The organism is Streptomyces lunalinharesii (assembly GCF_039532155.1).
GTDB lineage: Bacteria > Actinomycetota > Actinomycetes > Streptomycetales > Streptomycetaceae > Streptomyces > Streptomyces lunalinharesii.
In genome coordinates this window covers 22007-40464 of record NZ_BAAARK010000012.1, presented here as the reverse complement: position 1 = coordinate 40464, position 18458 = coordinate 22007, and the positions used below count along the sequence as shown (strand labels likewise).

The 18458-nt window shown below is 72.7% G+C and carries 16 protein-coding genes; 5 read left to right on the top strand and 11 right to left on the bottom strand.

Annotated features, from left to right (window positions below; translation table 11 throughout):
* Nucleotides 1-7 precede the first annotated feature (7 nt).
* From ABD385_RS19685 to ABD385_RS19660, 6 genes are all read right to left on the bottom strand, one after another.
* Nucleotides 8-1168 (bottom strand): aminotransferase class I/II-fold pyridoxal phosphate-dependent enzyme, encoded by a 1161-nt coding sequence (locus tag ABD385_RS19685; RefSeq protein WP_344577711.1) that lies wholly within the window; start codon nt 1166-1168, stop codon nt 8-10.
* A gap of 6 nt (nt 1169-1174) precedes the next feature.
* Nucleotides 1175-2101, bottom strand: a complete 927-nt coding sequence (locus tag ABD385_RS19680) for a DegT/DnrJ/EryC1/StrS family aminotransferase (protein ID WP_344577704.1) — start codon at nt 2099-2101, stop codon at nt 1175-1177.
* A complete protein-coding gene (locus tag ABD385_RS19675; protein ID WP_344577700.1) occupies nt 2088-3194 on the bottom strand; it encodes a GNAT family N-acetyltransferase in 1107 nt (368 codons plus the stop codon). Before ABD385_RS19675 ends, ABD385_RS19680 begins: the two co-directional genes overlap by 14 nt.
* Nucleotides 3191-4102 carry a hypothetical protein gene (locus ABD385_RS19670; RefSeq protein WP_344577692.1) on the bottom strand — a complete coding sequence of 304 codons (912 nt, stop codon included), beginning with the start codon at nt 4100-4102 and terminating at the stop codon, nt 3191-3193. The genes ABD385_RS19675 and ABD385_RS19670 overlap by 4 nt, the downstream gene beginning before the upstream one ends.
* Before the next feature lie 54 nt (nt 4103-4156).
* The gene (locus ABD385_RS19665; protein WP_344577689.1) at nt 4157-4966 is read right to left on the bottom strand and encodes an NAD(P)-dependent oxidoreductase; all 810 of its coding nucleotides are present in this window, start codon (nt 4964-4966) and stop codon (nt 4157-4159) included.
* Nucleotides 4967-5039: 73 nt separating this feature from the next.
* Nucleotides 5040-6356 (bottom strand): MFS transporter, encoded by a 1317-nt coding sequence (locus ABD385_RS19660; RefSeq protein ID WP_344577686.1) that lies wholly within the window; start codon nt 6354-6356, stop codon nt 5040-5042.
* A gap of 804 nt (nt 6357-7160) precedes the next feature.
* Here ABD385_RS19660 and ABD385_RS19655 point away from each other — a divergent pair.
* On the top strand, nt 7161-7883 hold the full coding sequence (locus ABD385_RS19655; RefSeq protein ID WP_344577683.1) for a class I SAM-dependent methyltransferase: 723 nt from the start codon (nt 7161-7163) through the stop codon (nt 7881-7883).
* A gap of 313 nt (nt 7884-8196) precedes the next feature.
* Here ABD385_RS19655 and katG read toward each other — a convergent pair whose 3' ends face one another.
* Nucleotides 8197-10401 (bottom strand): catalase/peroxidase HPI, encoded by a 2205-nt coding sequence (gene katG / locus ABD385_RS19650; RefSeq protein ID WP_344577682.1) that lies wholly within the window; start codon nt 10399-10401, stop codon nt 8197-8199.
* On the bottom strand, nt 10394-10624 hold the full coding sequence (locus tag ABD385_RS19645; protein WP_344577674.1) for a hypothetical protein: 231 nt from the start codon (nt 10622-10624) through the stop codon (nt 10394-10396). Before ABD385_RS19645 ends, katG begins: the two co-directional genes overlap by 8 nt.
* A 335-nt stretch (nt 10625-10959) precedes the next feature.
* On the opposite strand from ABD385_RS19645, the gene ABD385_RS19640 reads away from it, so the two are divergent.
* From ABD385_RS19640 to ABD385_RS19630, 3 genes are all read left to right on the top strand, one after another.
* The gene (locus tag ABD385_RS19640) at nt 10960-11370 is read left to right on the top strand and encodes a Fur family transcriptional regulator (protein WP_344578116.1); all 411 of its coding nucleotides are present in this window, start codon (nt 10960-10962) and stop codon (nt 11368-11370) included.
* 119 nt (nt 11371-11489) lie between these two features.
* Nucleotides 11490-12359 (top strand): alpha/beta fold hydrolase, encoded by an 870-nt coding sequence (locus ABD385_RS19635; protein ID WP_344578113.1) that lies wholly within the window; start codon nt 11490-11492, stop codon nt 12357-12359.
* 254 nt (nt 12360-12613) lie between these two features.
* Nucleotides 12614-13756, top strand: coding sequence for a PP2C family protein-serine/threonine phosphatase (locus ABD385_RS19630; protein WP_344577671.1), 1143 nt, complete (start codon nt 12614-12616; stop codon nt 13754-13756).
* 91 nt (nt 13757-13847) lie between these two features.
* On the opposite strand, the gene ABD385_RS19625 is transcribed toward ABD385_RS19630, so the two are convergent.
* Complete coding sequence (locus ABD385_RS19625) at nt 13848-14483, bottom strand: LysE family translocator (RefSeq protein ID WP_425585437.1); 636 nt, start codon at nt 14481-14483, stop codon at nt 13848-13850.
* A 196-nt stretch (nt 14484-14679) separates the two neighbouring features.
* Between ABD385_RS19625 and ABD385_RS19620 the strand changes: the two genes are divergently transcribed.
* Nucleotides 14680-15444, top strand: coding sequence for an SDR family NAD(P)-dependent oxidoreductase (locus ABD385_RS19620; protein ID WP_344577665.1), 765 nt, complete (start codon nt 14680-14682; stop codon nt 15442-15444).
* 43 nt (nt 15445-15487) lie between these two features.
* Here the strand turns inward: ABD385_RS19620 and ABD385_RS19615 are convergent, their stop codons facing one another.
* Both ABD385_RS19615 and ABD385_RS19610 read right to left on the bottom strand, forming a co-directional pair.
* Nucleotides 15488-17104, bottom strand: coding sequence for an MDR family MFS transporter (locus ABD385_RS19615; protein WP_344577663.1), 1617 nt, complete (start codon nt 17102-17104; stop codon nt 15488-15490).
* 90 nt (nt 17105-17194) lie between these two features.
* Entirely contained in the window at nt 17195-18403 is a 1209-nt protein-coding gene (locus ABD385_RS19610; protein WP_344577656.1) for a glycosyltransferase, read from the bottom strand.
* Between the last annotated feature and the right edge of the window lie 55 nt (nt 18404-18458).

Here is an 18458-nt window from a genome sequence, read left to right as displayed (position 1 = left end):
GGGGGGGTTACCTTTCCTGGACGAGATGGTGTCGGTGCGCCACGACGGCCTCGGCCACCTGGGAAACGGCTGCCTCCGTCAGGTACTTCGAGGTCGGAACGCTGAGGATCCTGGGCGCCAACGCCTCTGCCTTCTTCGGCCACGGGTGTGGTGCGCTCGGCAGCAGGCGCCGGAACAATCCGTACTCAGGGTAGGTCTTCTTCCAGACCACGCGGGCGAGGACGCCACGGGCCGCGAGCCCGGTGCAGAAGTCCGCGGCGTCGGCGGTGCTGCGGGCCACGAACAGGGTGTGTGACGCCGCGTCGCCTTCCGGGCGGGAACTGTCCAGGACCGGTGTGTCGGCGCCGAGTTGTTCCCGCAGACTGCTGCGCAGGCCCCGCTGCCGGGCCAATGTCTGATGCAACGTCAGGGCCTGGTCCATGACCAGGGCCGCCTGGAGTTCGGTCATCCGGAGGTTGTCCCCGACGACCGCCCGTTCGTCGTCCCAGTCGGGCAGACCGCCGTCGTGGCGGACCGCGCCCAGGTCCGCCATCCGGTACACCCGCTCGACGACCTCGGCGCCACCGGCGACCAGTCCGCCCTCGCCGGAGGAGATCTGCTTGGACTGCTGGAAGCTGGTGACGGCGACGTCGGCGAGTTCACCGGCCCGCCCGTCGGCGGACGACGCCCCGAGCGCCTGGCAGACGTCCTCGATCAGCGGGACGCCCAGCCGGTCGCAGAGTTCCCGCAGTCGCCCCGCCGGTAACGCGTGTCCCTGCACGTGGACGACCATCACCGCGGCGATCGGTTCGTCCGGCGATTCCAGTGCGGTCGTGTCGGGGGTGAGGGCGGTGTCCAGGTCCAGGGGGACGGGCACCGCCCCCACCGCGGAGACCGCCATCGCGCAGGCGATGAAGGAGTAGGCGCTGACCAGGACGCGGTCGCCGGGTCCGATACCCAGGGCCCGCAGGGCCAGGCGCAGTCCGACGGTGCCGTTGGCCACCGCCGTGGCGGCCTCCTTGCGGAAGTACCCGGCGAAGTGGCGTTCGATGAGCGCGTTGGCGGACTCGCGGTCCCCGTCGACGTAGCGGAAGAGCTGGCCGTCGGCGAGGGTGGCCCGGAAGTGGGTGAGGGACTGCTGGTCCTCCCGCGACAGGTCGAAGAACTGGTGCGGATTGATCACCGTCATGAGGGGTCATCCAATCTTGACGAGAAGGGGTTCCACGGGCCGCCGGCTGCCGGTCACCACGCGGGTTTCCCGGCCGCGGAACATCGGGAGGGCGGACGGCGGCCGCGGGTGCATCCGTTGTGCGGGCCCCAGTGCGTCCGTCAGCTGCGCGAGGTGGCGCGGCGTTGCGGACCGTGCCGGGTAGAGCGGCACGCGGGTCCAACCGGCGTTGGATCCGGGCGGGAGGCCGGGGAGGCGGAAGTGCCTGGCCAAGTCACTCTCGACAAAACGCTCAACTGCCGCTTCGCGCAGGGCCAGTTGGCGGTCGGCCTGGGAGATGGCGGCCGGGAGCAGGGGGTACAGGGGCGCCGGGAAGCGCGCGGGTGACGGGGGGCGCGGGCGGTGCCGGTCCGACGTGTCGCCCCGCGCGACGGCACCGGAGACCAGGTGGGCCGGGCCGAGGAGCGCACCGCCGGCGCCCAGCGCCACCGGCTTGGACGGACCGAACGAGGTGACGGCGAGCGTGCCGGTGCAGCCGGCCGGCACGCCCCGGGTCGTCGAGCCCCAGGTCTGGGCCACGTCCTCGATCACCGCAACGTCGCGGGGGACGGCCGCGACGATGCCCGGCACGTCGCACGGCAGCCCGTACTGGTGCACCGCGATGACCGCCCGGGTCCGTGCGGAGCACGCCGCCGCCACGTCCGACGGGTGCAGGGTCAAGCCCTCTCCGACGCCGACGAACACCGGCACCGCGCCGGCCCGGACGACGGCCGCGGCGACGGAGTGGCAGCCGACGTCGGGCACCACGACCTCGGCGCCCGCGCCCACTTCCCACACCTCCAGGGCCGCTTCCAGCGCCGCGCCGCCGGAGGCGCAGAACGCCGCGGCGGGCTGACCCCAACGGTCCAGCAGGTCCCGGACCGCGGCGTCCACCACCGGGTCAGTCGAAGGCATGGCGCAGCCCCTTCCCCGCCTCGTGGACGCGCGCCACCCGGGCGTCCAACGCCGCGCGCTCGCGTGCCCTCAGGGCGGCCCGGTCCGCGGCGCCGCACCACACGTCGGCCCGCGGCACGCGTTCGCTGTGGAGCAGGTCCTTCAGCGCGTCGGGGCTGCCGTGCAGGTCGACCGTGCGCACCCCGCGGCCCGCCCACTCCTGCCGCAGTCCCTCCGTCAGCAGGTACAGCCCGGGCGAGTAGCGCCGGTAGCCCTCGTCGTAGGACCACTTCAGGCTCGTCAGCCGGTCCCCGACCCGGGCGTCCAGGCGGAAGGCGACCGGCCGCTCGCCGTCGAGGAGCAGGGCCGCCGTGATCTCGCCGGTGCCGACCAGTCGTCCGTAGAGGGCGTCCTGTCCACCGCGCAGCCGCATGCTCTGTCCCTGGCGGGCCTTCCACGAGCGGTCGTCGACTTCGAGGACCTGCGCGAAGGCGGCCGCACCGGACGTCCCGGGCCGTAGCACCAGGCCGTCGCGCTCCACCAGGCGTCGCTTCCGGGGCAGTTGGGAGGAGCCGCGTGCCAGGGCGCGTTCCCACAGGTCGGCGCCGTCACGGGACCAGTCGATCAGGGAGTTGGGCGGGCGGCGCCAGACTGTGCATCCGGCGCGGGCGCAGGCTTCGGCGTGGGCCGCGGCCACCAGCGGCAGGTAGACGGACGCGCCGGTGGCCCGGTGGACGGCCGTGACCAGGCGGGCGAGGTGCTCCGCCCGGCCGTGTTCGGTCAGCACGGGCTCGTCGTCGCCGACCGCCGTGAGCACCGCACCCTCGTCGGTGAAGGCGGCGATGCCGTCTGGCGCGAGGGCGACGACGACCCGGTGTCCGGCGGCGCGCACCGCGCGGGCGTACCCCGGGGACTGCTGCAACCGCGTGCCGTGGCGCCGGAACGCCGTCGTCCAGGCGCCTTCCTGGGCCGGGGTGAGGGCGTCGAGGTCGACGATGGTGAGGTCGTGGACCGGTGCGGCCCGGTCCGGCGCGGGGCGGTGCCGCGCCGCGGGGGCCGCGCCGGGCGGGTCGGTGCCGGGCGGGGGTTCGGTCGGCCGGCCGGTGGCGGTCATCCGAACTCCCCCGCTCCCGGGCCCGGTTCGGCCGACCGGCGCCACCGCAGTTGCGGGTAGGCGCAGGCTCGGGCGCCGAACCCGGCCATGAAGCGGTCGACGCCCGGCAGCACGCTGCCCTCGAAGTCGAACAGGTCGGTGCCGGGCTGCCGGCCCGCCCACGCGATCGCCTCGTCCACCAGCAGGCTCGGCACCCCGCGGGCGCCCGCGCGGTCGAACCACGAGTGCATGAGCACCGCGGCGCCGTCGCAGAGCAGGACGAACACCTGGCCGCGACAGGTCCCGTCGGGGTCCGTCGCGGCGAGGCACAGCGCCGGTTCGACGCCGCCGACGTGCAGCCCGGACCTGCGCCGCGCGGCGACGGCGTCCGGCGGTTGGCCGACGACGGCGCGGGAGAAGTCGAACGCGTCGAGCGGGGCGGCCCGCACGGTGTGCCCCCGGGCCGCGGCCCGGATGTGGTTCCGGGCGGTGGCGACGTACCCGGTGCGGGGGTCGCGGTCGGGGTGCAGCTCCAGGACGCGGGTGTGCCGGCAGAGGAGTTCGGCCCCCGCTTCGGCCAGGGCGGCCGCCTCTCCGAAGCGCGGGTCCATCGGCAGCTCCGCCGACGCCACCCGGTCCATCAGTGCCCGGGTCATCGACAGGACCGCCCGGTGGCGGTCGACGGGGTGCAGTTCCGGGTCGACCCACGGTGCGGCGTAGGGCAGGAGTCGGAAGGGACGACGGGCGGCCGTTCCGTGGTCGTCCAGGGGGACCACCCAGGCGCCGGCCGTGCGGCCACCGCGGGTCCGGCAGACGAGGTTGAGGGTCTGTCCGTAGAGCTCGGCCGCCGTCGGCGCGTTCCACACCTGCACGGGCAGGCCGGCGACGGCCTTGTCGAGCTCCTCGGGGGAAACGGTGTCACTGTGCATGTGCGCCCTTCCGGACGGGCGGGGCCGGCTTTCCGGCGCCGGCGGGATGGCGGCTCACATCGCGTCGAGCAGCGCGAAGGTCTCCTGGAGGCTGGTGGGCACCCGGCCGTCGGTGACGGCCATGTCCCGGGCCATCCGCAGTTCGGACGTCGTGCGGTCGCGCACCACGGCCGGGGCGCCCCGGCCGCTGACGATCGCCTCGTCGAGTTCCGAGTAGTGCGCGAGGGCCCAGCTGGAACCGGTCGACGAGGCGAGCGCGCCGCGCAGCACGTCGGGGTCGACGCCGAGCGCCCGCCCGGTGCTGAGCGCCTGGAGCGCGGCGTGCCGGTTGCTGTAGAGCAGCCAGTTGTTGCAGAGCTTGACGGTCATTCCGGCGCCGGTGGGCCCGGCGTGCACCACGTTGTCGGCGTAGCGGTCCAGGACGGGCCCCACGGCGGTGACCTCCTCCGCCGTCCCGCCCACGAACAGGGACAGCGAGCCCTCGCTGATCAGACCGTTCCGCCGGCTGAGCGCGGCGTCCAACAGGACGTGCCCCTGCCGCCGCACCTCCTCGGCCAGTTCGCGGACGGTCTGCGGGGTGAGGGTGGTGTGCAGCACCACGTGGGAGCCGGCGGGCGCGGCGGCGCAGAGCCCGTCGGCGCCGAAGAGCAGGGCCCGCACGTCGTCCGGCCGCTTCACGACGACGAGGTGGACCGTGGCCGCACGGGCCGCCTCCGCCGCCGTCGGGCAGCGGTGGAAGTTCTCCGCCGCCAACGTCACGTCGGCCACCGGGTCGTACGCGTGCAGTGCGACGCCGCGCGACACCAGGCACCGCGCGATGTCCGCGCCCATTTCGCCGAGACCGTACAAGGCAAGATCGGCCATGTCGTGGTTCCTCTCGTGAATTCATCTGGTGCGGCGCCGCCGGTCCGGGGACGGAACCGGCGGCGCCGGGACGTCAAACGGGGGCCTCGACACGGGGCGGCCGGACCTCGGCCCGGGATCTGGCCAACATCAGCACCACCCCCGAGCCCAGGCCCAGCACCACCACGGTGCCGAGGTAGACCGTCCCCACGGACAGGCAGGTCAACAGTGCGGCGACGGTGAGGGACCCGACCAGTTGCGCGGGCCCCTGCACCGCGCCGAAGACGGCGAACGCCTGGGCCGAGCCGGCCGGGCGCCAGCGGTCCTGGACTTCGCTCTGCAGCGCCGCGTCGCCCCCGCTGAGCAGGCCCACCACGGCGTAGAGCCCGATCGCCCACACCGGGTGCGCGGCGCTCAGCCCGAACACGATCTGGACGCCGAAGCCGACGAGGACGACCTGCGGTGCCCGGGCCCTGGTCCACTGCCCCAGCGCGCCGCCGGAGACCAGTACACCGCTGATCATCGCCGCGAGGGCGAAGCAGGCGTTGGCCGTGCCGGCGATCCAGGACCGGTCGGCGGCACCGCCGGTCAACAGCGGGACGAACATGCTGAAGCCGAGGGTGTGGGTGAGTTCCATCAACAGCAGTGCGGCGGTGAACAGTCCCAGGCGCCGCGGTGAGAACACGTCCCGCCACACCCGGGTGCCGCCGGACGCCCGGTCCGCGCCCGCCTGGTCCGGCTCCGCCGCCCCCACCGCACCCGCGGGCTTGCGGAACGGCGCCCGGTTGACCACCACGAACACCACGAACTGCAACACCAGGCCGACCGCGTACGACAGGGCGCACAGCCCCAGGGACACCTGGATGCCGATCGACGACGCCAGCACTCCCCCGAGGGCCCAACCGACCACCACGGCCGCCTGGGTGGCGACGGCCAGCATCGCGTTGAGCCAGGTCAGCTGCTCCAGGCCGGTCGTCTGGCCGGCGACCCAGCCGCGCATCGCGGGCAGGTAGAAGGCCCCGAAGGCGGCGAAGAGGAACATGCCGGCGTAGATCTGCCAGGCGTGCACGCCGCCGGCGCGCACCAGCTGCCAGAGCGTCACGGCGACCACGAAGGCGCCGGCGTCGGACAGCAGCATCACCCAGCGGTGGTCGACGTGTTGGTTGACGGTCCGGACGGCCCGGACGAGCAGCAGCGCGGGCAGCGCGCCGACCGCCACGACCAGCGGTGCGCTCGCGGGCGAACCCGTCACCCGCAGCGCGAGCAGGGAGAGCAGGAGGAGCAGCAGCGCGGAGGTGCTCTGGCTCTGGAGGGTCGACACGACGACCGTGCCGACCTCCCGCCGTTCGACGGCGGTGAACCCCCTCCAAATTTCGGCGCGGGTACGGGTGTGCACCGACGGGTGTCCCACTCAACTCACCTCCCGGATTCCGATTTCTTTTCGATGCGGGGCGCTGTAAGGCGGAGGGGTCGCTTACTACGGCGGACGGTCCAGGACGCCCACGCCCCTTAGCTCACGGCACGGAGAAACACGCCTGCCGCGATTCCTTAAAACCCAAGCATGATTGCTCGGAAACGGTCAACCAACTCCAGTCCGCACCAGGGGTTTTGGCTGAAACGCCGACATCCGGCCCCGCACCCGGCACACCATCGGAAACAATGCCGGGCCACCGCCACGGGCTCCCGTCCCGTTCGACCTTCGCGCGGAATTGCCGGCCCCGGAGAACTCCGAACGACGCCCTCGTAAAGCCACCGTGACGCTTCGCCGAGAAGCCGGATTCACCCGCCGGTCACGACCGCCCCGACGCCGCTCCACCGGCCTGTCAGGACGATCGAATCAGGTCAGCATGGACCCGACGACCACCCATGACCGGATATTCATACGCTCACGAGAAGGGCGGAGATATCGCGCCTTCTCGAACGGGAGGAAAAATTTCGGAGGTTCGTACTGCACCCCTTGAGGCACCCCGCCAAGGGCTTCAAAACCGACCTCGGTGCCCCATGAGGAGACGTCCCGACACTGGCCGATTTCCCTCGGCGCACGCCGGAGCCGTAAAGGGCGGCGGGTAGCGCAAAGGCCGGTGGGTAGCATGACGCCGACTTTTCCCGGCCCCCGCCGTATTCCGCCACCACGGGAGCGCGCGACCGCGCTACCGGCCCGCCCCTCCGAACGGCGCCCCCATCGACCGCCCCACACCACGAGGAGCCCCGCACCGTGACACCCGCCCAGTGGGAGGCCCTGCTCTACGACTGGCACAACACCCACCGACTGCGCCGGCAACGCGACGACACCGCCTACTGGACCCGCCTGACCGAGCCGCACGCCTCCGTGCTGGTCCTCGGAGCCGGCACCGGCCGGGTGGCGGGCGCCCTGGCACGGCACGCGGAGCGCCGCCGGGTGACCGCCGTGGACCTCAGCCGGGAACGGCTCGCGCGCATTCCCCGCACCCCCGGCCTGCATCCGGTCTGCGGGGACATGCGCAGCCTTCCGCTCCGGGGACCGCACGACGCCGCCGTCATCCCCTATTCGACGCTCCAGCTGCTATTGACGCCCGAGGACCGGGAACGGGCCCTGACGGAGACCGCCCGCGTCCTCGCACCGGGTGGTTCCGTCCACATCGACGTCAGCGAGAGTTTTGACTCCCGTACCGAAACCGACTGGCGGCTGAGTCTCGCCGAGACCTGCCCGGAGGCCGGCGGACGGGTGGAGGAATGGGAGCGCCACTGCCTGCACGCCGACCACGTGGCCATCGAGAAGCAATTCCGTCGGGCCGGTCGGGTCCTCACCGAGGTGACCGAACGCTGGGTCTACCACCGCGCGCTCGACCTCGACGAAGTTCTCGCCCGCGCGGGTTTCGAACTCCTCGCAATCGACCGCGGATACGGCCAGGACAGCTCCCCCCACCGCCTCGTCTACCACGCCCGCCGAAGGCACTGAACCGGTACGCCGACCCCGTCCGCCATTCGCGCCTCCGCTACGCGAAAAAACCCTTCTCCGCCCCCACTCCCCGCCTTTGGCCAATGCCTCGCGGAATGCTTGCAGTGGCGCGCGGCCGGGCGAATCCGAACCGGCAATTACGCACCCCCGGTTCCACTGGTTCGCGCGCGACCCGTTGGCGCTCCACGCCGACCGGGCGCGCGCCGCGTACGTGCGACGCGTTCCCGGTGGACCGGTAGGCGGGCGCGCCGAAACGAAGACGTCCGGGCCGACCCCAGCGGGCCGACCCGGACGTCACCGGACGGGCGGACGATCAGACGAGGTCGAACCGGTCGAGGTCCATGACCTTGGCCCACGCCGCGACGAAGTCGGCCACGAACTTCTCCTGCGCGTCGTCGCTCGCGTAGACCTCGGCGACGGCCCGCAGTTCGGAGTTCGAGCCGAAGACCAGGTCGGCACGGGTGCCGGTCCACTTGACCGCACCGCTGGCGTCGCGGCCCTCGAACGCGTCCTGCGCCGAGGACGTCGACTTCCACGTGGTGCCCGGGTCCAGCAGGTTGACGAAGAAGTCGTTCGTCAGCGTGCCCGGACGGTCGGTGAGGGCACCGTGCTTCGACTGGCCGTGGTTGGCGCCCAGGACCCGCAGGCCGCCGACGAGGGCGGTCATCTCGGGGGCGCTCAGCGTCAGCAGGTTCGCCCGGTCGAGCAGCAGGAACTCGGCCGGCAGGCGGTTGCCCTTGCCGACGTAGTTGCGGAAGCCGTCGGCGGCCGGCTCCAGCGCGTCGAACGACTCGACGTCCGTCTGGTCCTGGGCGGCGTCCACCCGGCCCGGCGCGAAGGGCACCTCGACGTCGAAGCCGGCGTCCGCGGCCGCCTTCTCGACGGCCGCGCCGCCCGCCAGCACGATCAGGTCGGCCAGCGAAACCTGCTTGCCGCCAGCGGAGTTGAAGGACCCCTGGACGCCCTCGAGCGTGCGCAGCACCTGCGCCAGCTCGTCCGGGTCGTTGACCTCCCAGTTGCGCTGCGGCTCCAGCCGGACGCGGGCGCCGTTGGCGCCGCCGCGCTTGTCGCCGCCGCGGAAGGTGGAGGCGGAGGCCCAGGCGGTCGACACCAGCTGGGCGACCGTGAGGCCGGAGCCGAGGACCTGCTCCTTGAGGGCGGCGACGTCCGCCGCGTCGAGCGGCTCACCGGTGCGCTCCGGCAGCGGGTCCTGCCACAGCAGCACCTCGGAGGGGACCTCCGGGCCGAGGTAGCGCACGACCGGGCCCATGTCACGGTGCGTCAGCTTGAACCAGGCGCGGGCGAAGGCGTCCGCGAACTCCTGCGGGTTCTCGTAGAAGCGGCGCGAGATCGGCTCGTAGATCGGGTCGAAGCGCAGCGACAGGTCGGTGGTGAGCATCGTCGGCAGGCGCTTCTTCGACGGGTCGTGCGCGTCCGGGATGATCGCCTCGGCGTCCTTCGCCACCCACTGGTTGGCGCCGGCCGGGCTCTGGGTCAGCTCGTACTCGTACTCGAAGAGGTTCTTGAAGAACCCGTTGCTCCACTGGGTCGGGGTGGTGGTCCAGGTGACCTCCAGACCGCTGGTGATCGCGTCGGGGCCGGCGCCGGTGCCGAACGAGCTCTGCCAGCCGAGGCCCATCTGCTCCATCGGGGCGCCCTCGGGGTCGGCGCCGACGTGGTCCGCCGGACCGGCGCCGTGGGTCTTGCCGAAGGTGTGGCCGCCGGCGATCAGGGCGACGGTCTCCTCGTCGTTCATCGCCATCCGGCGGAACGTCTCACGGATGTCGCGGGCCGCCGCGAGCGGGTCCGGGTTGCCGTTGGGGCCCTCGGGGTTCACGTAGATGAGGCCCATCTGGACCGCGCCGAGCGGGTTCTCCAGCTCCCGGTCGCCGGTGTAGCGCTCGTCACCGAGCCAGGTGGTCTCGGGGCCCCAGTAGACGTCCTCCTCGGCCTCCCACACGTCCTCGCGACCGCCGGCGTAGCCGAAGGTCGAAAAGCCCATCGTCTCCAGCGCGACGTTGCCGGTGAGGACCAGCAGGTCGGCCCACGAGATGCTCTTGCCGTACTTCTTCTTGACCGGCCAGAGCAGGCGACGGGCCTTGTCGAGGCTGGCGTTGTCCGGCCAGCTGTTGAGCGGCGCGAACCGCTGCTGGCCGGCGCCGGCGCCGCCGCGGCCGTCGCTGATCCGGTACGTGCCGGCGCTGTGCCAGGCCATCCGGATCATGAGCGGGCCGTAGTTGCCGAAGTCGGCGGGCCACCAGTCCTGCGAGGTGCTCAGCACCTCGGCGATGTCCCGCTTCACGGCCGGGAGGTCCAGGCTCTCGAACGCCTCGGCGTAGTCGAACTCCTCGCCCATCGGGTTCGCCACCGCGGGGTTCTTGGCGAGGATCTTCAGGTTGAGCCGCTCCGGCCACCACTGGCGGTTTCCACCGCCCTGGGTCGGGTGGGCGGCGCGCCCGTGCGCGACCGGACAGCCGCCTTCGCCGTCTACGGCCTGTGCGTCGTGGATCTCAGACATGGGAATCCTTCCGGATGAGGCGGATCACCGTGCTCAGCAACCGCCAGCAGTGGAACTCTCGGGGCGCATGCCCCCGTTGGACGACCTCGGCCTCGGTGACCGGGAAGCCGTTGTCGGCGGACGCGGTCGGGCCCCCGCCGGCCGTGCGGTCGACGCCGCCGGCCGGCCGGATGCCGCGTGGGGCTCCCGCCACGGTGAACGGAGCGGTGGTGGGCCCGGTCACGGTGTGCGGAAAGACGCGGCCCACCGGACCGCACGCCCCGGGGGTGATCGCCGCGACGCCGACGTGGTCACCGTCCGGGCGCCGGCGCCGCGCGCGTGGACGACGCACTCGGGCTGACGCCCGCCCACGGGCTGCGGTGGCTGTCCGCGACCGACACGACAGGATTCGGTGGTGAGCGGAGCCGTCTGGTGAACCGTCACGTGCTTTTCCCTGCGATTGTCTCGTCCCTTGGCTATCGCAGGAACAGATCCTACGATGGACCAGGTCCAAGTCAATACGGCAACCAGATCCATACGAGTTCATGAGCCAGACGATGCATTGTGAGGCCGGTGACCATGAGCGACCTGCTGGAACGGCTTCGCGGACGCGGCTGGCGGATGACCGCCCAGCGCCGGGTCGTCGCCGAGGTTCTCGACGGCGAGCACGTCCACCTCACTGCGGACGAGGTGCTCGCGCGCGCCACCACCCGGCTGCCGGAGATCTCCCGCGCGACCGTCTACAACACCCTCGGCGAGCTGGTGTCGCTCGGTGAGGTGACCGAGGTGACCACCGACGGCCGCGCCAAGCGCTACGACCCGAACGCCCATCGCCCGCACCACCACTTGGTCTGCTCGCGCTGCGGCGCGATCCGTGACGTCCACCCCGACGGCGACCCGCTGGCCGACCTGCCCGCCTCCGAGCGGTTCGGCTTCGCCGTCTCCGGCGTCGAGATGACCTACCGGGGCGTGTGCCCCGACTGCGCCTGATCCCGACCCACGGCCCCGCACGACGCGCGGTGGCGCGGTGGGTCGCGCGCGCCTGCGGTGGCCGGCGCCGGTCGAGTAGTTACATGACTGTCGACGACGCACGGAAGGGTGAGCACGCCATGGTCCCCGCAGTCCACCACCGCACCACCGACGTCGACGGCCTCGACGTCTTCTACCGCGAGGCGGGCGACGCGCAGTCCCCGACCGTGGTGCTCCTGCACGGCTTCCCCACCAGTTCCCACATGTTCCGCAACCTCATCCCGGCCCTCGCCGACCGGTACCACGTCATCGCCCCCGACCACATCGGCTTCGGCCAGTCCGCAATGCCCCCGCTCGGCGACTTCCCCTACACCTTCGAGGCGCTCACCGACGTCACCGCCGGCCTCCTCCACAAGCTCGGCGTCCACCGCTTCGCCCTGTACGTCCAGGACTACGGCGCCCCCCTCGGCTGGCGACTGGCCCTCCAGGACCCGGACCGCGTCACCGCGATCGTCACGCAGAACGGCAACGCCTACGAGGAAGGCTTCGTGAAGTCCTTCTGGGACGGCCTGTTCGCCTACGCCGGCGACCCGACCCCGGCCACCGAAGCTCCGCTGCGCGCCGCGCTGACCGTGGAGGTCACCCGCTGGCAGTACCTCAACGGGGTCGCCGACCCCACCCTGGTCAGCCCCGACAACTGGGTCCACGACCAGGCACTGCTCGACCGCCCCGGCAACGCCGAGATCCAGCTGAAGCTGTTCCGCGACTACCCCACCAACGTCGCCCTCTACCCGCGCGTCCACGCGTACTTCCGCGACTCCCGCGTCCCGCTGCTGGCCGTCTGGGGTGCCCACGACGAGATCTTCGGGCCGGCCGGCGCGGAGGCGTTCCGCGCGGACCTGCCCGACGCCGAGATCCACCTGATCGAGTCCGGCCACTTCGCCCTCGAAAGCCACCTCGAAACCGTCACCGGGCACATCCGCGACTTCCTCGGCCGGGTGCTCGACTGACCGGTCCGTCCTTCGGACCCGAGCGCGCACGCGCCGGGGCCGCCGGGCGGGCCTCCGGGCCGCCGGAGTGCCGGGGCTACCCGCCGCCCACCGGCCGGCTACGGACCGTGGACGGACCTCGAAGGATGCCGGGCGTGCCGGCTCCACCGCCCTGCGCCCGGCGGTCGGCCGCCCGCCGGGCCACGACTGGCAGGCGCCCTCCGGCGCGGGGATGCTGGTGGTGTGCGACAGCGCGACGGAGCGGGAGCCGGGACGTGAGGGGCTCGCGCGTGGGGCGCGCCGCCCTCGGGCGCTGGTGCCTGCGCCACCTCCAGTTGCTGCCCGTCGTCCTGCTCGTGGTGGGCGCCCTCTTCGACTACGCCACGTCTCCGCACATCAGCGCGGAGGCCTTCTACACGGCGGCGCCGATGACGGCCGCCGCCCTGCTGTCGCTGCGCGCGACCGTCCTGGCCGGCATCGGGGCCTGTGCCACCGACATCGCGCTGCTCACGCACTTCGGACTCATCACGGACTCCGGTGGGTGGAGCGAGTTGGCGGCCGTCGTGACGGTCTCGGCCCTCGCCGTGGTCGTCAACCGCCTCATGTACTACAGCCACGTGCGCCTCCAGTCCGCGCGCCGGATCGCCCTCGCCGCGCAGCGCGCCGTGCTGCCGCAGCCGCCGTCCTCGATCGGGCCGCTGCGGATCGCGGTGCGCTACCAAGCGGCGGTGAAGGACGCCCAGATCGGGGGCGACCTGTACAGCGCGCAGGACACCCCGTACGGCGTGCGCTGCCTGGTCGGCGACGTGCGGGGCAAGGGCCTGGAGGCCATCAAGGTGGTGGCCGTCGCCATGGGGGCGTTCCGGGAGGCCGCCGAGGAGGAGCCCACGCTCGTCGGGGTGGCGACGCGGGTGGAGCGGGCGTTGCTGCGGGAACGGGGGCGACGCACCGGCCCCGAGCGCATCGAGGGGTTCGTGACCGGGATCCTCGTCGAGATCCCGTACCGCGACGGTGAACTGCGGCTGGTCAACCGCGGTCACCCGGCGCCGCTGCTGCTGCACGCCGGCGAGGTGCACAGCGCCGAGCCGCCCGAACCCGCCCCGCCGCTGGGCCTGGCGGAGTTGGGCACCGTCCAGGAGCGGGCCGACACGGTGCCCTTCCCCGCGGGGTCCACCCTGCTGCTGTTCACCGACGGCCTGAACGAGGCCCGCGACCGCGCGGGGGTCTTCTACGACCCCGCGACCGGCCTGGCCGGCACGGACTTCCCCGGGCCCGAGGCGCTGCTCGACGGCCTGCTCACACGGGTCAACCGGCACACCGGCGGCCGCATCACCGACGACATGGCGCTGCTCGCAGTCACCCGGGCGGCGGCCGGACCGGATGCGGGTGCGGACGCCCGTCGTCGCGGCAGCCGATGACGAACGCGCGGCCCGCACCGCAGAGTTGGCCGGCACCGGCGGCCGACACCGTTGACTCCGGGCACCTGGTCGCGAGCGGTGCGGGTGCGCGTCAGTCGGCGCGCCCCGTGGCCGCCACCGTCACACCCAGGCCGATCAGTGCGAGGCCGCCCGCCCCGCCGATCCCGGACAGGCGGCGCTCCGAGCGGGCGAGCCAGGAGCGGGCCGCCGAAGCGCCCAGGCCCCACAGGGTGTCCGTGATCAGGCCGATGACGACCGGGACCAGGCCCAACGTCATCATCTGGACGGGGAGGTGGCCGGCCGCGTGGTTCACGAACTGCGGCAGCACCGCGGCGAAGAAGACCATGCCCTTCGGATTGGTGGCGCCCACGAGGGCGCCGTCCAGGACCGTCCGGAGATCACCGCGCCGCTCCCCCACCGGGGCGCCCGGGTTCGCCGCGCGCAGGTCCCCGCGGTGCCGGAACGTGTGCACGCCCAGGTAGATGAGGTAGGCCGCGCCGGCCAGCTTCACGGCCGTGAACACCGCCGCCGAACGCGCCACCAGCGCGCCGAGCCCCCAGGCCACGGCGCACACCAGGGCGTAGGAGCCGATCAGGTTGCCGAGGACCGTCGCGAGCGCCGTGCGGCGGCCGTGCGCGAGGGCCCGGCCGACCACGAACAGCACGCTCGGCCCCGGAATCACGATCACCAGTAGCGACATGGCCGCGAACACGAGCACCTTCTCCATCGACACCACCTGTGCAGCACCTCCTCACCGTGCGATCCGGTGGGCATCGAAGCAGATGACGGACCGTCCGCTCCAGGGGCCTCGGCCACTCGGTTCGCGCCGCGGTCGACGCCACGCCACGCAACCGAACTTAGGCTACCCTAACTTCACTTGGCGTTGAAGGAAGGCATTACCCCACACGAGCGAGGAGCACACCATGGGAAACCTCAGCGGAAAGGTCGCCTTGGTCACCGGCAGCAGCCGGGGCATCGGGCGGGGCATCGCCGAACGCCTGGCCGGGGACGGCGCGCTGGTCGCCGTGCACTACGGCCGCAACGAGGCGGCGGCCGCGGAGACCGCCGCGGCCATCGCCGAGGCCGGGGGCCGGGCGTTCGTCGTGGGGGCCGAACTGGGCGTCCCCGGCGACGTGGACACGCTCGTGGCCGGGTTGGAGACCGGACTGCGCGCCCACGGGGAAGCGGCCCTCGACATCCTGGTGCACAACGCGGGCATCAACATCATGGGGCGCCCCATCGAGGTCCTCACCCCCGAGGAGTTCGACCGGATGGTCGCGGTCAACGTCAAGGCGCCGTTCTTCCTCACCCAGCGGCTGCTGCCCCGCCTGCGCGACGGCGGCCGGATCGTCAACATCTCGTCCGTCTCCACCCGCATCGCCTCGGCCCACGGCATCGGCTACCCGCTCACCAAGGGGGCGTTGGAAGTCTTCAGCCAGACCCTGGCCAAGCACCTAGGCCCCCGCGGGATCACCGTCAACGCCGTCTCCGTCGGCTTCACCCACACCGACATGACCGCCGAGGTGCTGGCCGACCCCACCAACCAGGAGCGCAACATCAACCTGACCGCCCTCGGCAGGATCGGCCGGGTCCAGGACATCGCCGACGCGGTCGCCTTCCTGGCCTCCGACGACGCGCGCTGGGTCACCGGCACCAAGCTCGACGTCACGGGTGGCGTCAACCTGTAGCCCGACGGGAGGTCGGTCCGGTCCTGCGGTCGCCCGGACGCCGCTACTCGTCGGAGAGGGTGAGTTTCGGGACCCGCCAGGCCGCGACCAGGAAGGCGACCAGGGTCACGGCGGCGCCGGCGAGGAAGACCAGGCGCATCGAGGCCACGTACCCCTGGAGGAAGGGCAGCGCCGCACCGGGGTCGAGGGCGCGCAGAAAGGCGGAGTCCTGGAGTTCGACGCCGCCGCCGGGGCGCAGCACCCCCGCCAGGGCGTGCGCGTTGTCGGGCCGGGCGAGCAGTCGGCCGTAGGCGGGGTCGTGCCGGGCCGCGGCGAGCCGGTCGGCGATGTGGCCGGCCGCCGTGCTGAACAGGATCGACAGGAAGGCCGCGGCGCCGATCGTGCCGCCGTTGGAGCGGAAGAAGTTCACCGACGCGGTGGCCGCGCCCATGTCGGTGCGGGGTATCTCGCACTGCGCGAGCGTGGTGAGCGTCTGCATCGACGCGCCGAGCCCCGCGCCCATCAGGGCCATGCCGACCATCGCGTGCCACAGCGGACTGTCCTCCCGCAGGGTGGCGAAGACGATCATCGCGGCGGTCAACGAGCCGGCACCGGCGACGAGATGGGCCTTGAACCGGCCGGTGCGGGCGATCAGCCGCCCCACCAGCAGCGTGATCGCGAGGTTCGCGGCGACCGTGGGGAGGGTGGCCAGACCGGCCGCCATGGGCGTCATGCCGCGGACGAGCTGGAGGTAGAGCGGCAGCGTCGTCATCGCGCCGAACATGCCGATGCCGACGACGAAGTGCAGCCCGACGCCGAGCCGGAAGGTGCGGATGCGGAACAGGCGCAGCGGTATCAGTGCGGCGTCCCCCATCCGTCGTTCCACCACGACGAACGCGGCGAGGCCCAACCCGCCGATCGCGTAGGCCAGCAGTGCCTGGGGCGCGTCCCACCCCCAGGTGCGGCCCTGTTCGGCGACGGTCAGCAGCGGCACCAGGCCGACGGCGAGGGCGAGCGCGCCGGGGTAGTCGAGCCGGTGCCGCACCGGCCGGTGGGGGAAGCGCAGCACGCGGACGATCGCCACGGCGGCCGCGGCGGCGAGCGGCACGTTGATCAGGAAGATCCAGCGCCAGCCGGCGATGCCCAGCAGCGTGGCCTGGTCCGCGAACGCGCCGCCCACCAGCGGTCCGACGATGCTGGCGCCGCCGAAGACGGCCATGAAGTAGCCCTGGTAGCGGCCCCGTTCGCGCGGGGTGGTGATGTCGGCCACGATCGTCATCGCCAGGGATATCAGTCCGCCGCCGCCGATGCCCTGGACCGCGCGGAACGCCGCGAGTTCGTAGATCGATCCGGCCGTGCCGCACAGCAGTGAGCCGACCGTGAACAGGGCGATCGCGGCGAGGTACACGGGTCGGCGGCCGTGGAGGTCGGAGAGCTTGCCGTAGAGCGGGGTGGCGAGGGTGGCGGTGATCAGGTACGCGGTGGTCACCCATGCCTGGGCCGTGAGTCCGTGCAGGTCGTCGGCGATGGTCCGCAGCGCGGAGGAGACCACCGTCTGGTCCAGTGCCCCGAGGAACATGCTGAGCACCAACCCGGACATGACGGCGGTGATCTGCCGGTGGCTGAGCCGCGCGGGTGCGTCCCCGGCCGTGCCCTGCTGTCGGGCGTCGGAGAAGGTCACGTGTGGTCCTTGGGGGGTGGGTGGTTGGGGGATCGGGGAGGGGCCGGGTGACGGAGCTGGCTCGCGTCACCCGGCCCGTTGGCCGAGCGGTTACCCGGCGATCCCTTCCAGGTCGGTGACCGCCCGCTCGACGCCCGGCAACGTCAGCATCGCCAGTTGCGCCGACCGGGCCCGCGCCCGGGGGGCGGGGTCGGCGAGGAGTTTGCGGCAGGTGTCGGCGATGCCGGCCGCGCTGCGGTCGGTGAGGTGACGGCCCAGGCCCAGCTCCTCCACGCGGTCCGCGTTGGCGTACTGGTCCCCGAAGTGCGGCAGGACCGCCAGCGGCGTCGCGGTGCGCATCGCCTCGCGGATGCTGTTGAAACCACCGTGGGTGAGGAAGAGGTCGACGGACTCCAACAGCAGCGGCTGCGGGACGCGTTCGACGACGTGCACGTGCCCCGGCAGGCCCGTGGTGTCCAGCGGCATCCCGGACGTGGACACGACGACCGTGCAGTCGTCGAGCTCCGCCACCGCCTCCGCTATCGTGCGCAGGCTCTCGCTGCCGTCCGGCATCTCGATGGGCAGCGGCACCGACCGGCCCCCGGAGCGCTCCTTCAGGACCGGGAGGGCGGTGCCGATCCCGGCGTACACCAGCGGCCGGTCGGTGGGCAGTTGGGCCACCCAATCGGGCAGCACGCCGCGGCGTTCGACGTCCACCGTCTGCCGGTAGGACCACGTCTGGGGCAGGTGCTGGGCGAAGGAGAAGGCGGCCGGTACGTAGTCGACGCGACCGTGCGGGACGACGGACAACGGGTCGTCGTGCACGGGCAGTTCCAGCTCGGCGCGTCGCTCGTTGAGCTGGGGCAGCACCTCGGCGGGGTCCAGGATGTTGCTGAAGCCGGAGGGCGTCGGAAGCTGCGGAACGCCCAGCAGCTCCGCGGTGAGCACGGCGCCCATGTCCATGCCGTCCCGCAGGATCAGGTCGGGGCCGAAGTCGCGGGCGAGGGGCAGCAGGATGTCCAGGTGCGGTTTGATGCCCGGACCGGCCACGCTGCGCAGCATCAGCCGGTTCAGCTGCGCCATCCGCTCCGTCTCGTCGGTGGTTGCCTGGAGGTCGGCGAGGTAGGGCGCCAGTTTGGCGGTCGGGTCGAATTCCGGCAGGACGGCCTGTACTTGGACGTCGTCGTCACGGAAGACGGGGGCCAGGACGTCGGTGGTGACGACCAGCACCTGATGTCCGGCCTCGGCGAGGGCCCGCAGGAGGGGCAGCTGGGCACGCCCGTGGGAGGGGCTGCCGAGCGTGGTGCACAGAACCCGCATGGCGGGAGCCTTTCTCTAGGGATTTCTTCGTTGCTGGGGAGGGGGCGCGGCCGGC

Coding starts and splice junctions, on each gene's coding strand:
- ABD385_RS19685 (WP_344577711.1), bottom strand. CDS start 1,168: ATGACGGTGATCAATCCGCACCAGTTCTTCGACCTGTCGCGGGAGGAC.
- ABD385_RS19680 (WP_344577704.1), bottom strand. CDS start 2,101: ATGCCTTCGACTGACCCGGTGGTGGACGCCGCGGTCCGGGACCTGCTG.
- ABD385_RS19675 (WP_344577700.1), bottom strand. CDS start 3,194: ATGACCGCCACCGGCCGGCCGACCGAACCCCCGCCCGGCACCGACCCG.
- ABD385_RS19670 (WP_344577692.1), bottom strand. CDS start 4,102: ATGCACAGTGACACCGTTTCCCCCGAGGAGCTCGACAAGGCCGTCGCC.
- ABD385_RS19665 (WP_344577689.1), bottom strand. CDS start 4,966: ATGGCCGATCTTGCCTTGTACGGTCTCGGCGAAATGGGCGCGGACATC.
- katG (WP_344577682.1), bottom strand. CDS start 10,401: ATGTCTGAGATCCACGACGCACAGGCCGTAGACGGCGAAGGCGGCTGT.
- ABD385_RS19640 (WP_344578116.1), top strand. CDS start 10,960: ATGAGCGACCTGCTGGAACGGCTTCGCGGACGCGGCTGGCGGATGACC.
- ABD385_RS19635 (WP_344578113.1), top strand. CDS start 11,490: ATGGTCCCCGCAGTCCACCACCGCACCACCGACGTCGACGGCCTCGAC.
- ABD385_RS19625 (WP_425585437.1), bottom strand. CDS start 14,483: ATGGAGAAGGTGCTCGTGTTCGCGGCCATGTCGCTACTGGTGATCGTG.
- ABD385_RS19620 (WP_344577665.1), top strand. CDS start 14,680: ATGGGAAACCTCAGCGGAAAGGTCGCCTTGGTCACCGGCAGCAGCCGG.
- ABD385_RS19610 (WP_344577656.1), bottom strand. CDS start 18,403: ATGCGGGTTCTGTGCACCACGCTCGGCAGCCCCTCCCACGGGCGTGCC.